The sequence below is a fragment of the Pseudoduganella sp. GCM10020061 genome (genome assembly GCF_042683405.1).
Classification (GTDB): Bacteria; Pseudomonadota; Gammaproteobacteria; order Burkholderiales; family Burkholderiaceae_D; genus Telluria.
Genome location: NZ_JBHUJS010000003.1, coordinates 626,400 through 641,536 on the forward strand (window position 1 = coordinate 626,400; position 15,137 = coordinate 641,536).

Here is a 15,137-nt window from a genome sequence, read left to right on the forward strand (position 1 = left end):
CGTCACCGCACACAGGCCTCCCTGCCGGGTTACGGTTTTGCGGTGGGGCGCGAGTACAGGTCCATGGTTTCCTGCAGTGCGTCGCTGCAGACGTGGCAGAACTCCTCGCTGCGGTCGAACATCACGCATTGCATCTGGGAACGGTAGTAGCCGGTGGCTTCGTAGTTCGCGCCTTCGAATGCGCCGATATCGTGCTTGTGCTTCGCCTTCGAGAACAGCCTGGCGGTGAATTCGAGGTCTTCCTTGAACAGCTTGCTCATTTCCGACTCGGGACGGTTGGCGGCCCGCATCTCGGCGCGGCGCTTCTGGTAGGCGCGCGAGTGCTCCTCGTACTCCGCCTTGGGCCACGGCGTCGGCAGCGGCGTGCCGGCAGTGACGCGCTTCTTCCACTTGATGCTGGCCGGGTCGCGCAGCGCGGTCACGTTGGGCTCCCACGGCTCCGGGCGCTCGCCGGTGCTCTGGTACGACACCGGCGAGGTGTAGTACTCGTCCGCCAGGCCGGCGAAGTGGTGGCCGAATTCGTGCACGAACAGGTAGTTGGCCCAGTCGTTGCCGGCAGCGGCCGTCGAGAACTGTCCATAGATGCCGCCGCCGCCGTAGGTCTCGTTGTTGACCAGGATTTCGATGAACTCGTAAGGCGCATGCTGGGCGATGTCGCGCAGCGCGCGGTTGTCCAGCGTGAGCACGTAACGCTCGGATCCGAAAATGTCGTAGCGGGTGCCCAGCGCGGACGCCTGGTGCTTGCCGGTCGACGGGCGCGATACGCCCGATTGCTCGGTCGGCACGGCCAGGCCCCACACGTTGAAGTCGCCCGCGCGCTCCTTGAACGGCGATACCGTAAACAGGTAGTCGGCAAGGCGCCTTGCGTCGGCCTCGAACTTTTTCATTTCCTTTGCCGTGTAGCCGTCGCCCAGCACCAGCAGGTCGACCTTGGACGGCGACGGGCCGGACACGCGGATCGGGATCGGCTTGGCGGGCGCGGCTGGCTGCGCGCGCACGACGTCGAGCGCGGTCGGATCGACATCCACCGTCCACACCACCGAGAAGGCGTTGCGCTCGTCGCGCTTGAGGATCCTCACGCGCACCGGCCTGTCGAAATGCGGGAAGCGCACCGACTCGTGGAAGGCGCGATTGAGCTTGCCGGCCTCCGTGGTGGTGCGCCATTCGCCGAAGATGGTGGAGAAGCCGCGCGAGTACAGCAGGTCGCCGGTCCTGGGATCGACCACCTCGACGCGATTGACGCCGCGGTCGGTGGTATCGATCGCCTGCGACAGCGACCCGGGCCACGGCAGCGGCTCGACCAGCACGCGCTCGAGCGCATAGCTGTCGTCCAGCGCGTTCCCGCTATGGACGTAATCGACGCGCATGGTGCCCGGCTGGGCCTGCGCACTGGCTGCAGGGGCGGCCAGCGCCAGCAGCGCGGCGCAAAGAACGGTGGAAAAACGCAGCATCTCGCCTCCTCGTGAATGAATCCGGCCATTGTACTAGGGGACTGCCGCTGCGGCCTGCCTCGCCATGGGTACAGGTGGGCGCGGCCCCTGCGTGAATTATGAGAGACTGCCACTCCCGGTTCCACTCATCCGCAAGCACCCATGCACGTACAAAAGCACGCGATTTCCACCGAGGACAGCAGCGCCTCGTTCCAGCTGACCTCCTTCCATTTCGGCCAGCCCGGCACCGGCAAGAAGGTCTATATCCAGGCGGCGCTGCATGCCGACGAAATCCCCGGCATGCTGGTCGCCCAGTTCCTGCGCATCGAACTGGAAGCGCTCGAACGCGATGGCAGCATCAAGGGGGAAGTCATCCTGGTCCCGGCGGCGAACCCGATCGGCATGTCCCAGGCGATCCACGGCGCGCCGTTCGGCCGCTTCGACCTGGCCACGGGCGTCAACTTCAACCGCGCCTACAAGCATGTGGCCGCGGACCTGAAGTACTCGCTGGCCGGGAAGCTCTCGACCGACGACGCGGCGGCCAACGTGGCCCTGATCCGTGAACATGCGCGCGAGTCGGTCGCCAGCTGGACGCCCGGAACGAATGCGGAGACGCTGAAGAAGACCTTGCTGGCGATGGCGATCGATGCGGACTATGTGCTCGACCTGCATTGCGATAACGAGGCGGTGGTGCACATGTACGCGGGGACGCCGTTGCAGCAGGCGGTCAAGCCGCTGGCTGCCATCATGGGCGCGCACGCGGTCCTGCTGGCGCTGGAAGCGGGCGAGGAACCGTTCGACGAGGCGTGCAGCCGCCTGTGGTGGGACCTGCCGGCGCACTTCGGCGCGGCGTTCCCGATTCCGCCGGCCTGCGTATCGGTTACGGTCGAATTGCGCGGCGAGATGGATGTGAGCTACGAGTACGCCAGGCAGGATGCGCGCAGCCTGATCCAGTATCTCGCGCACGAAGGCGTGCTCGATATCCCGGTCGAGCCGCTGCCGGAACCGATCTGCGCGCCCACGCCGCTGGAAGGCGTGGAGCCGATCCACGCGCCGCACTCGGGCGTGCTGGTGTTCATGAAAAACCTGGGCGACAAGATCGAGGCCGGCGAACCGATCGCCGACCTGGTGGAGCCGGTCAGCGGCAAGACCACGCAGTTGCGTGCGACGCGCGACGGCGTGTTCTTTGCGCGCACGGCGCACCGCTACGTGCATCGCGGCATGAATGTGGGAAAGCTGGCCGGAGACACGGCCTACCGCGTCGGCAAGCTGCTCAGCTCATAAAGCTGACGTGGCCCGGGCGAACCTGGTAGCGGCAGATGCTCAGTTTGGGTCCCAGCCTGCGCCGGGACGACGTTACGAGATGTAGATGTTGGGCTGGTAGCGTTCCATATGGTTGTCGGGCGCGGCCAGCGCCTGGAAACCATATTTCTCGTACACATGATGGGCGTTGGTCGTTGCCAGCGTGAACCGGCGCAGGCCCTGCAGGGACGGGTGCGCCATGATGGTATTCATCATCTGGGAGCAGTAGCCGCGCCCCCGATACTGCGGCAGCACGAACACGTCCACCAGGTTGGCGAAGGTCGCGTAGTCGGTAATCACACGGGCGAAGGCCACCTGGCGCCCGTCCAGGAATCCCCCGAAGCACATCGAATTCTCGATCGCGCGGTCGACCACGCGGCGAGGGATGCCCACGGCCCAGGTCGATTGCTCGCTGAGGAACTGATAGATCATCGGTACATCGAGCAACGTCTTATCGGTGCTGATCTCTAACTCGGACATGGAAGCGCGCCTGCAGTGATCGGATGGCCTATTCTACAGAAAATCAGCGGCTTTGCAGGTACCGTTCGGGTAGTTTGAGTTTGTCGTCTTCCGAGCGCCATGCCAGGCTGGCGATCCACCAGCGCTGGCCGTCGTTGTAGAGCTGGATGCTGTTGATGCCTCGCGCAAACGGCGCAGACTCGCGCGTGCCGCGCCGCGCCTCGTAGGTGCTGAACACGTGCACGAGCTGGCCGAACGATTCCGTAGTGCGCGCCAGTTCGGTTTCAAAGAAGCCGTGTTCCAGCAGGACTTTGCCGCTGCGCGCGATGTAGCCGTCCACGGTCATCGGAACCGCCTTGAAGCTGCCGTCTTTCTGGGGCGCCACCACCATCATGCGCCCCTCGGGCATGAACAGCGAATGCATGCGGTCCCAGTCGCGCGCCTGGCCGGGCGGACCGGAGATGACGTCGTACAGCGCGGCAATGATGCCGTCGACCGATGCGACGTCTGCCGCGCGCGCCGTGTACGTGGCGGCCGGGGCGGCGGGAACAGGTGCTTCGGCGGCCTGCGCGCACAGCGCAGCCAGCGCCAGCACGGCTGCTGCGGGAAAGCGGATCAGTGTATGCATGTTGTCTCCTGTGATGTGCTTTATTTCCAGCTGGAATAGTCCTCTATTTCGTTGACGCTGTCACGCCGCCATCACATGCCAGCGGCAATAAAAAAAACCGGGCGCGAGGCCCGGTTCTTTTTGCGCGGATGGATCAGGAACCGCCATTCCCATCGATGGTGGTGCTGATCAGGCCCACCAGCGCGATCTTCTCCGCCGAATCGGCAAAGCCCAGCAGGACGTCACCGCGGTCCAGGCGTCCCTCGTCGAGCAGTCGGGTCCAGCCTTCCACCTCGCCCGGCTTGGCGTCACGGTGCAATGCCCCGTGGTACAGCGCCGCCACGAACTGCGCATTGGTCATCGCGCCGTACAGTGCCTGAGACTCCGCCGAACCGATAAAGCCATCGGCGATATCGCCCATCGACACGCCGGCTTCCGACAGCGACAGCCAGTGGTTGATGCCGCCCATGTCCGGTGCGCGGCCGTACAGCGAGTCGTACATGCGCACCAGCGTGCCGGCGTCGGTCGCGGCGAAGTCGATCTCGCGCACGACAGGCATGGCCAGCTTTTCGGCCGAATCGACCACCGACAGCGCCAGTGCAGCCTGAGTCAGCTTGCCCTCGTCGAGCATGCGGGTCCAGAATGCCAGCCCTTCCGCATCGGCCGTGCGGCCCAGCGACTGGATGTAGAGCGCGGACACGAACTCCTCGTTGCTCAGCTCCAGCTGGGCGAACTCCGAGCCTGCCAGCATATGCTGCGCCACCGTCGCCAGCGACGCGCCGCGGCCAAGTGCTGCCATCCACGCACTGATGCCTTCGGCGTCCGGAGCGCGGTCGAACAGCGCTTCGTACAGGCGCGTGATGGTGCCGTACGCCGTGGTGTCCGCCTCGCCGTTCATGAAGCGCAAGCTCTCGACGCCTGCGACCGTGTCCACGCCGTCGGCGCCGCCATCGCGGTGCGTGAGCACCAGTTGGCCTTCGCTGAAGCGCATGATGTAGTCGTCGCGGCTGCCGCCCACCAGGCGCAGCACGTCCAGGCCGGAACCGCCATCGATGCTGTCGTTGCCAAGGCCGCCGAACACCAGGTCGTCGCCCTCGTCGCCGAAGATCAGGTCATTGCCGCCCGCGCTGCCGATGGTGTCGTTGCCGGCGCCGCCGTGCAGGATGTCGTCGTCCGCGCCCAGCATGATCTCCTGGTCCTGGCCGTCGCCCCACACGCTCTGCGAACCGGCGCCGCCGGTCACGCGCACGTTGCCGACGATCGCCGCGAACGCGACGTCGTTCAGCTGGATTTCCGAACCCGTCGGCAGGTTGTTCGCGTCGATTACCAGCGCCGACAGCGGACCGCCGAGGCCGGGCGCCGCGCCCTGGATGACGATCGGGTTACCTGGCGTGACGCCGCTGCCCACGGTCGGGACGACCGTCTTGACGAGCAGGTTCGCATCGGTCGGCAGGCCGGACAGGAAGCCCGAGCCGCCGCCGGTCATCTGCTGCTGGTCGTGCGAACCGGCCTGGGTGACGCCGCGAATCTCGCGGATCAGGTCCGCCATCGCCTTGTCGACCGATTGCGGTGCGGACGAACCGATCACCTGCAGGCCGACGCCGGTCGGCACCAGCGCCGTCAGCAGGTCGGTGCCATTCGAACTTGCCAGCGGGATGTCCGCGGCCGTCGTATTGCCCACCTGTTCCTGACGGTCCGATTGGACCACCGGCACCGTGACCACCTGGCTGGTCGTGCCGTCGTCGTTGGTGCGCGTATCGGTACCCACCGACACGCCGTCGACCACCGCCACGTCGGTAACCGCGACCAGGAGGTCCTGCGTGTCGCTGCCGAAGGCATCGCTTGCGGTCACCTGCACCGAGTAGGTGTTGTCCGCGCCCGCGTCCAGCGGGGCACTGTAGTCCGGCGTGCCGATGAAGCGCAGTACGCCCGTGACCGCATCGATCTCGAAGAGCGCCGCATCGGCGCCGCCCGAGATGGCGTAGCTCGCCGTCGTGAGCGAGCTTGCCGAGACCGTGGTCACCAGGCGGGTCATTTCGGCCACGCTTACGCGCACCGTCTGGCCGCCGCCGTTACTGCCGATCAGCGGCGCGATCGTGGCGACGCCGCCCGGATCGCGGATGCTGCCGTTGGCCAGGCCGTCGCTGTCGAAGATGCCGCCGTCGGTCAGCGAGAAGGTGATCTTGGTCTTGGCGCCCACCGTGGTGACCGAGGTGGCCAGGTTGGTCCACACGCCGTTGTTGTCCTGCTTGAAGTAGCCATTCACGTTGCGCGACGCGTCGACGTAGATGCTCATCTCCACCGTGCCGCCCGGCGCCACGTTACCGATCGTGAAGTCGAACTGGCCGACCGGCATCTTGACGTGACGCGGCAGGCCCGCCGGCGCAGCGGAGCTGCTGACCGACGACAGGCTGTAGCCCTCGGCCACCGCCAGCGTGGCGTATGGCGCCCCAGCCACCACGGTGGCGATCGACGCGACGTTCAGTTGCAGGCTGTCGGCCACGCCGTCGCCATTGCCGTCGCCGTTGCCGCCGAAGGCGCCAGGAACTGGATCTTCCGCGGAGTTCGGGCGGCCGTCGTTGTCGATGTCCGCGTCGAAGTTGTCGGGCAGTCCGTCGCCGTCCAGGTCAGCCAGCAGGTTGACGGTGATGGCCTGCACGTCCGTTCCGCCCTTGCCGTCTTCGGCCGTGACCTCGACTTGGAAGCGGTTGTCCGCGTCGCTGTCGGCGGGCGCCGCCACGCGATGCGCCGCCTTCAGGCGCAGTGCGCCGGTGGCCGCATCGATGTCGAACAGCGCTGCATCGGCGCCGCCGCTGATGCGGTAGCTGACGGTGTCGCCGTCGGCATCTGCCGCCACCAGGGTGGCTACCGCGGTGAGCTTCTCGGCCAGGCTGTATTCGGCCGTTGCCGCGCCTGCGAAGACCGGCGACGCGTTGAAGCGGGCGCCGTGCTGTGCGCCCTCGGCGAAGCCGGCGCCGATCGCATTGCCGGCGCTGTCGGCCACGCCGGTGCCCGAACCGTTCAGGTCCAGCCTGATCGTGCCGTCGCCCTGGATGCCGCTGACGCGCACGGTGTAGCTGTTGCCCGATCCGGTCACGCTGTTGATGCTGGCGACGGTAGCGCCGGTCAGCGCGAGCGCGAAGTCGGACACGTCAAGGCCGCCGACCGCTTCGGTGAACTGCACGATGAAGTCGATCTCGGTCGCGCTGGCAGCTGGCGTGCCCGCGAGCGTGATGCTGCTCACCAGCGGACGGATGGCGTCGATGCGCAGGTTGGCCGTATCGGTGCGCGCAGCCGCGTTGCCGGCGTCGTCGGTGACCGTCACCGCGACATTGCGGTTGGCCACGTCCGTCCCCAGCTCGGTCACCGTGTAGCTTGCGCTCCAGGTGCTGCCGTTGCGGGTGGCGGCAACCGTGCCGCCGCCAAACTGGCTGAAGTCGAAGCTCACGCCTGCGATATCGCCGTTGTTGTCGCCTGCTGCGCCGTCGTTCCAGGTCGCGGTCACGGTGTCGCCGATGCGCAGCACGCCGTTGGCGCCGCCGCTCACCGCCAGCGCCGCATCGGACACGACCGGAGCCTGATTGTCGACGCTGGCGTTGCTGCTGTCCGCAGCGGTCGCCGTGTTGCCGGCATTGTCGGTGACGGTGATGCTCACATTGCGGTTGATGCCGTCGATCGCGCCTGCGCCGATCTGGAAGCTCGCGCTCCAGACGCCGCCCGCCTTCGTGGCCGCCACTGCGGCAGGCCCGCCGAACTGGCTGAAGTCGACCGTCGCGCCCGCGGTGTCGCCGTTGTCGTCGCCGCTTGCGCCGTCATTCCAGCTGACGGTGACGGTATCGCCTGCGCGGAACGCGCCGTTGGTTCCGGTGGCGCCGGTGACCGACAGGTGGGCGTCGCTGATCTTCGGCGCCAGCGTATCGACGCTGAACACCACATTGATCGTGCTGGCCGCGTTCTGGTTGCCTGCCGCATCCATGAAGGTCGCGCCGGCGACGCTGATCGCGCCTGCCACGCTCGGGCTGTTGGCCGACGGCGTGAATGTCGCTGTATAGACGCGCGGGTCGGCGGTAGGCGCCAGGCCGTCCAGCGTGCCGCCAATAACGGTGACATCCGCCAGGCTGAAGCCCAACGGCGCTTCGCTGAAGGTGAACGACACGGTCGCGCTTTCTCCCGCGCTGAAGCTGTCCTGGCCGATGGCGATAGCCACCGTCGGCACCAGCGTGTCGCCGGTGATGACGGCATTGGCGGTGCTGGCCAGGTTGAGAAGCGTGGACTGGTCGCTGAAGGTGCCTGCCGCGATCGAGACCGATGCGTTCAGGTTCTGCACGCCAGGGGTCGGGGTGAACGTCGCGGTGTACACCTTGCTGTCGAACGGGCTGACCGTGAGGGCGCCCAGCGTGCCGCCCACCACGGTCACGTCGCTGGCGCTGAAGCCGACCGGCGTGTCGCTGAAGGTGAAGGTGATGGTCGTGCTGCCGTTCGCCTTGAGGCTGAGCGCATCGCTCGATATCGCTACGGTCGGCGGCGCATACACGGTCACGGACAGCACTTCATCGTGCGCGTTGCCGGCGGCGTCGATGGTACGCACGCGTACCGACTTGACGCCTTCGGCCATGGAAGCCGGGTCGATCGCGCGCAGTGCATTGCCGACGACCTCGAACGATGCGTTGTCGGTGGAGCCGTCGCCGGCAACAAGCGCGTAGGTGAAGCTGTCGCCAGGGGTTGCATCGGTAGTCGACAGGGTGCCCACGGCGCCATGGGCGCCGGCCAGCGTGGTAACGGTTGCGTTGCTCAGGGCGACAGCGGCCGGAGCGAGACCATCGATGGCGATCGCCTCGTTGGCGCCAAGCGAACCGGCCGCGCCGGCCGCCGGCAATGCCAGGACGGCCGCATTGCCCGCGGCGTCGACGATGGCGCCGGCCAGTGCGGCGATGCCGGTGATGTCGAGGTCCGACGACAGGTCGCCCGCCTGCACTGTGTAGGTGAAGGTGAGCGTGCTGGTGCCGCTGCCCGATTCATAGGAGGCGCTGCGGCCGGCGACGCCGGTTTCCAGCGCCAGCGACGGCGTGCCGCTGACGGTGACCGCTTCGGAGAACTGCACCTGGATGCTGACGGTGTCGCCGATCTTGCGCAGGCCGTCCGGGCTGGCCGAGGTGATGCCGGTGACGACAGCGCGCACCGCATCTACCTGCACATTGGCGGTGTCCGTGCGCGAGGTGCTGTTGCCAGCATCGTCCACAACCGACACGCCGACGTTTCGGTTGCCTGCCGAAATGGCGGTTTCCGTGACCGTGTAGCTTGCGCTCCAGGCGTTGCCTGCCATGGTGGCCGCAACGACGCCGCCGCCGAACTGGCTGAAGTCGAAGCTGACGCCCGCGATATCCGTGTTGCCGTCGGTGACATTGCTCCAGGTCGCCGTGACGACGTCCCCGATGCGATACACGCCGCCGGCGCCGGTGGCGCCCGCGATCGTGAGCGCCGCGTCGGACACGGCCGGAGCCGCATTGTCGACTACGGCGTTGGTGCTGTCGCTGCGGGTGGTGACGTTGCCCGCGTCGTCCGTCACGGTGACGGAGACGTTGCGCATGGTGCTGTCGATGCTGCCCGCCGTGATGGTGTAGCTTGCGCTCCACACGCCATTGGCGAGCGTCGCAGCCGCCGCTGCCGGGCCGCCGAACTGGCTGAAGTCCACGGTTGCGGACACGCTGTCGCCGTTGTTGTCGCCGCCGGCGCCGTCGTTCCACGCCACGGTGACGGTGTCGCCGGTGCGGAAGGCGCCATTCGCGCCAGTGGCGCCGGCGATCGACAGGTGAGCGTCGCTCACGGCCGGATGCAGGGTGTCCCCGCTGATGGCCACGTTCGCCGTGCTGGCCGCGTTCGGGTTACCCGCCGCGTCGGTGACCACCGCGCCCGCAATGCTGATTGCGCCCGCCAGGCTGGCGACGTCCGCCGCCGGCGTGAAGGTGGCTGTGTACACCTTGCTGTCGCTGGTCGCCGCGAGGCCGGTCAGCGTGCCGCCGGTGACGGTGATGTCGCCATCGGTGAAACCGGCCGGCACTTCGCTGAAGGTGAACGTGACCGTTGCGGTGTCGCCGGCCTTGAACACGCTGCGGCTGCTCCCGATGCTCACGGTCGGCAGCAGCGTGTCGCCGGTGATCTCGACGTTGGCGGTGCTGGCCAGGTTGCCCAGGCCGCCGGCGTTGGTAAACACACCCGCGCCGACCGAGATTGCGGCCTGCAGCGCCTGCTGGCCTGCCGCCGGCGTGAAGGTGGCGGTATAGAGCTTGCTGTTGAGCGGGTCGGCCGTGACTTCGCCGAGCGTGCCGCCGGTAACGGTGACATCGCCCGCGGTGAAGCCGCTCGGCGCCGCGCTGAAGGTAAAGGTGATGAGCGCGGTGCCGCTGGCATTGACCGTGCTCGTGCTGGTGCTGATCGCAACAGTCGGGTTCGCGGTGACCGTCACTTCCAGCACCTGCTCGTACGTATTGCCGGCGGCGTCGGTGGTCCGCACGCGCACCGAGCGCACGCCAGCGGCCAGCTCGGACGCGTCGATAGCCTGCAGGGTGTTGCCGACGATCTCGAACGCGGCGTTGTCGGTATCGCCCGCACCGGCCACCAGCGAATAGGTGAAGGTGTCCGCAGGGTCGATGTCGGTGGACGACAGCACGCCGACCGCGGCATGTGCGCCATCCTGGGTGTTCACTTCGGCGTGGTCGAGCGCGATGGCGGTCGGCGCCACGCCGTCGATCACGATGGCCTTGTTCGCGCCGAGCGAACCGGCTGCGCCAGGCGCGGCCAGCGTGCGCGTGACGGCATTGCCGGCCGCGTCGACGATCGTGCCGCCAGTCAGGGCCGACATGCCGGTGACGTCCAGGTCGGGAGACTGGTCGCCTGCCTGCACCGTGTAGGTGAAGGTCAGCGTATCGGTTCCGCTGCCCGAGGCATAGCTCGCGCTGCGGTCGGTTGCCCCCGTCTCCAGGGCCAGTACCGGTGTGCCGGTGACAGTCACGGCCTCGGAGAACTTCACCTGGATGCTGACCGTGTCGCCGGCCTTGCGCAGGCCGTTCGCGCCGGACGAGGTAATGCCGGTGACGGTCGCGCGCAACGCATCGACCTGTGCATTGGAGGTGCCGGCCAGGTTGCTGCGGTTGCCGGCGTCGTCCCATACCGCCAGGCCGACGTTCAGGCCGGATGCAGCCAATCCCGAATCGGTGATCGTGTAGCTGGCAGTCCAGATGCCGTTGCTGGACACGGCAGCCACGCCACCGCCGCCAAACTGGCTGAAATCCACAATGACGCTGGCCGCATCGGCATTGCCATCGGCCGTGTTGTCCCAGGTTGCGGTGACGACGTCGCCGATGCGGTACACGCCGCCCGGACCGGTAGCACCGGACAGCGAGAGTGCGCCCTGCGACAGGACCGGCGCCTGGCTGTCCACGCTCGCGTTGCTGGTGTCGGCGAGCGTGGTGGTATTGCCCACGTCGTCAGTGACCGTGACGGACACGTTGCGGTTGGTGGCGTCGATCGCACCCGGTGCGATGTCGTAGCTGGCAGTCCACACGCCATTGGAGAGCGTGGCTGCCACTGCAGCCGGGCCGCCGAACTGGGTGAAGTCGACCGTCACGGCGGCAGTGTCGCCGTTGCGGTCGCCGCTGTCGCCGTCGTTCCAGGATACGGTCACCGTATCGCCCGCCACGAAGGTCCCGTTGGCGCCGCTGGCGCCGCCGATCGAGACGTTGACGTCGCTGACGGCCGGACGCAGCGTGTCGCCCAGGAATTCGACGTTCACCGTGCTTGCCGTGTTCTGGTTGCCGATCGCATCGGTGAACCTGGCGCCGGCCACGCTGATCATGCCGGCCAGGCTTTCCACGTTGGCCGCCGGGGTGAACGTGGCCGTGTATACCTTGCTGTCGGCGGTGGCGCTGACGGCGCCGATGGCGCCTCCGGTCACGGTGACATCGCCGGCGGTAAAGCCGACCGGCGCTTCGCTGAACGTGAAGGTGATCGTGGCGGTCTCGCCGGCCTTGAACAGTGCCTGTGCGCTCGTGACGGCAACCGTCGGGCTGAGCGTGTCGCCGGTGATGGCGACGTTCTGGGTGCTCGCCACGTTGGCCAGGCCGCCTGCATCGGTGAATTTGCCTGCGTCGACCGAAATGGTGGCGCTGAGGGCCTGCACGTTGGGCGCGGGCGTGAACGTGGCCGTGTACACCTTGCTGTCGGCAGGATCGACGGTGACCGGACCGATGCTGCCGCCGGTGACGGTGACATCGCCTGCCACAAAGCCGGTGGGCGCGTCGCTGAAGGTAAACGTGATGACAGCGGTGCCGTTCTTGTTGACGCTGGTGGCATCGGTGCTGATGGAGACGGTCGGCGGCGTGGTCACGGTGATGGCCAACGCTTCTTCGTACGAGTTGCCGGCAGCGTCGGTCGTGCGCACGCGGACGGACTTCACGCCTTCGGTCAGGGCCGATGCATCGATCGCGCGCAGCGAGGAACCGCTGATTTCAAAGGCGGCGTTGTCGGTGGAACCCGCGCCGGCCACCAGGGTGTACGTGAACGTGTCGGACGCGGTGCCGTCGGTAGTCGACAGGGAGCCGACAGTGGCGTGCGTGCCGGCCAGCGTGGTGATCGCCGCGTTGCTGATCGCCAGGTCGGTCGGCGCGATGCCGTCCACCACGATCTGCTTCGATGCGCCGAGCGAACCGGCCGTGCCTGGCGCGGCCAGGGTGCGGATCGCGGCGATGCCCGCCAGGTCGGCGATGGTTCCGCCGGTGAGTGCCGTGGTCGACGTGACGTCGAGGTCGGTGGAGCGGTCGCCCGCCAGCACCGTGTAGGTGAAGGTGAGCGTATTGGTGCCGCTGCCGGAGGTATAAGTCGCATTGCGGTCGATGGCGCCGGTCTCCAGCGCCAGCACCGGGGTGCCGGTCACGGTGACCGCTTCATTGAAGGTCACCTGGATGCTGATGGTATCGCCCACGTTCCACGGGCCGTTGCCGGTGGTCGAGGTGACGCCGGTGACCACTGGCGGGACGATGTCGACGCCGGTCATACCGAAGGACGAGGCAGCCGAGGTGCCGCCGTCGCCGTCGCTGACGGTCAGGCTGAACGTGCGCTCGCCCGCGGTTGGCGCGCTGTACATCATGTACTTGATCAGGAATTCGGCAGCGCGCGCACCCGAATTGGCGGTGGTGAATTCGATCACCAGGTCGCGGCCGTCCTGGCCGTCCAGGGTCGCATGCACGCGGCCCACTTCTTCCCAGACTGCGCCGTCCAGGACGAACACCTTCTGGCCAGCGGATGGAATCCCGCCAAGGCTGCCGCTGTCAGGGCCGAAGCCCACTTCGCCGCTCAGGTAGTCGAGCTCGAAGTGGCCGTTCTCTTCCCCGCCGGTCTGCAGGATCGACAGCGTGCCGCCGATGAAGTTGAGGGAGTCCGCGTCCGAAACCAGCACCTGGTCGGTGCCGGTGACCTGCACGTCGATGTAGGCATAGTCGGCCGCCAGGTCGGTCGCCCCCGGCGTGAACTGCGTCACTTCGCCATCCAGTTCGCGGACGACCGGTGCGGCGTTGAGCAGCAGGCCGAACTCGTCGGAAGTGCCGCTGGTCGAGTCGATGTTGCGCAGGTCGGTGTCTTCGGTCACGACCATGATGTGGCCGTCGGCGCCCACCGAGAAGATCGCTTCGCCGAAGTTCTCTTCTCCCTGTGCACTCAGCTGCGGCATGATCGCTTCGCCACTGTAGCCCTTGGTCCAGGCCGGGCCGTCCTTGCGCCACACCACCATGTTGGTATCGCTCCAATCGGGAGCGACGGAGGCGACCAGCATGTGCAGCTTGCCCGCCGCGACCTGCATGCCGTACACATAGTTGGCGCGGCTGTCGGTCAGGCTGGAATCGGTCTGCCAGCTGCCGGACTCGTTCGACACCACGTGGATCGTGGTGCCGACGCCATCCTGATTGGTGGTCGAGTGCGCGAGCCAGAATTTGCCATTGCCGTCCGTCGCCACCTCGTAATAGGTCTCCGGCGTCTGCGCCAGCTTCAGCGGCGCGGACCAGGTCGTGCTGCCAGCTGCCTTGGTCTGGTAGTACAGGTTGCCGAAGTAGTCGTTCTGGTTGTCTTCACGAACATAGAAAAGGTGGACGGTGCCGGCCGCGTCGACGCGGATCTTCGGGATGTGCAGCTCGTCGATGCCGGCGATGGTGGTCTGCAGCACCGTGGAGCTGGTCCAGGTGGCGCCGTTGTCCGTGCTGGTGGCGTACTTGATGTAGTAGTCGTGCACCGATGCGTCGGCATAGTTGTACACCGCGTGCAGCACGCCGTTCTGGCCGATCGCCAGCATTGGATCGTCGAAGTTGTACCAGCCGCTCGGGTGCGATGCCTGCTGCACGACGTTGGTGGTCCAGCTGCCCGCCTGCAGGTCGAACTCGCCGTACTTCACGCCGCGCATCGAGCTCGAACCGGTGCCGACGTAGTGCTTGAACAGCAGCGCAGGGTTGCCGTCCGTGCCGATTTGCAGGGACAGGTCGTCGCCGAAGTTGGTCACGCCCGCGGTGGCGGTCGTCAGCTCGCTGACCTCGATCCAGTCCGTGCCATTCCACTTCTTCAGCGAGATGGTATTCGAGTTTTCCAGGTGCGCCAGGTAGATGGTGCCGTCGGCCGCGCGCGCCATGCTGCTGAATGCCCAGGTATTGGCGCTATACGTGTGGATGTGATCGACCTGGAGCGCGAGCGCGTGCGCATAGGCGCCACCTTCGAACACGACCTGCGTCTCGACCGGGCCTTCCTGCCGTTCGAGCTCCCAGTCGCCGCCCGCGCCGGTCAGGTCGGTCGATGCCGCGACGTCCGCGCCGGACAGCGCTGCCATCGTGGACAGGAAATCGGCGCCGGCCATGTCCTTGCCGGTCTCGCAGCCGTACAGGAGGATGTCGCCATCGTCGGCCAGCGCGGCGCGGATCCCCGCCAGCGCCTCCGGGTTCGCCTGCAGGTAGGCGGTGGTCAGCAAGGTGCTGCCGACCTGCAGGACGCCCGAGGCGCCGTGGCCAACCAGGTGGACCGCATCGATGCCGGTGCCGCCGGCCAGCGCCGCTTCGATTTGCGCCAGGCCGTCGCGGGCCGGGTCCAGCACGACAATGTCAACTCCGGCGCGCAGTCCCGCAAGCAGGGTGTTCAGGTCGGGCAGGTTTCCGTTGACGAAAGCAATCTCTCGGCGTGCGGCCGTATTTTGGTGTGGCATGACATCCCTTATCAGAAAATTACGGACAGAGCCCGTTGTAGGAAGAATCTTACAGGACCTTTGCCATCCGAGAAACAGTAGTTGCCATCAAGACATGGCTTTGCCACCA

At 67.0% G+C, this 15,137-nt stretch carries 5 protein-coding genes; 1 reads left to right on the forward strand and 4 read right to left on the reverse strand.

What is annotated here, in order from left to right; translation table 11 throughout:
• Nucleotides 1-29: 29 nt before the first annotated feature.
• Nucleotides 30-1,451, reverse strand: coding sequence for a M64 family metallopeptidase (locus ACFSQR_RS10195; protein WP_377729655.1), 1,422 nt, complete (start codon nt 1,449-1,451; stop codon nt 30-32).
• 141 nt (nt 1,452-1,592) lie between these two features.
• On the opposite strand from ACFSQR_RS10195, the gene ACFSQR_RS10200 reads away from it, so the two are divergent.
• Entirely contained in the window at nt 1,593-2,714 is a 1,122-nt protein-coding gene (locus ACFSQR_RS10200; protein WP_377729656.1) for a succinylglutamate desuccinylase/aspartoacylase family protein, read from the forward strand.
• Nucleotides 2,715-2,786: 72 nt separating this feature from the next.
• On the opposite strand, the gene ACFSQR_RS10205 is transcribed toward ACFSQR_RS10200, so the two are convergent.
• The 3 genes from ACFSQR_RS10205 to ACFSQR_RS10215 all read right to left on the reverse strand — a co-directional run bounded on the left by ACFSQR_RS10205 (nt 2,787) and on the right by ACFSQR_RS10215 (nt 15,028).
• On the reverse strand, nt 2,787-3,212 hold the full coding sequence (locus ACFSQR_RS10205; protein ID WP_377729657.1) for a GNAT family N-acetyltransferase: 426 nt from the start codon (nt 3,210-3,212) through the stop codon (nt 2,787-2,789).
• A 43-nt stretch (nt 3,213-3,255) separates the two neighbouring features.
• Entirely contained in the window at nt 3,256-3,819 is a 564-nt protein-coding gene (locus ACFSQR_RS10210) for a hypothetical protein (RefSeq protein ID WP_377729658.1), read from the reverse strand.
• 133 nt (nt 3,820-3,952) lie between these two features.
• Nucleotides 3,953-15,028, reverse strand: coding sequence for an Ig-like domain-containing protein (locus ACFSQR_RS10215; protein WP_377729659.1), 11,076 nt, complete (start codon nt 15,026-15,028; stop codon nt 3,953-3,955).
• Between the last annotated feature and the right edge of the window lie 109 nt (nt 15,029-15,137).

Coding starts and splice junctions, on each gene's coding strand:
- ACFSQR_RS10195 (WP_377729655.1), bottom strand. CDS start 1,451: ATGCTGCGTTTTTCCACCGTTCTTTGCGCCGCGCTGCTGGCGCTGGCC.
- ACFSQR_RS10200 (WP_377729656.1), top strand. CDS start 1,593: ATGCACGTACAAAAGCACGCGATTTCCACCGAGGACAGCAGCGCCTCG.
- ACFSQR_RS10205 (WP_377729657.1), bottom strand. CDS start 3,212: ATGTCCGAGTTAGAGATCAGCACCGATAAGACGTTGCTCGATGTACCG.
- ACFSQR_RS10210 (WP_377729658.1), bottom strand. CDS start 3,819: ATGCATACACTGATCCGCTTTCCCGCAGCAGCCGTGCTGGCGCTGGCT.
- ACFSQR_RS10215 (WP_377729659.1), bottom strand. CDS start 15,028: ATGCCACACCAAAATACGGCCGCACGCCGAGAGATTGCTTTCGTCAAC.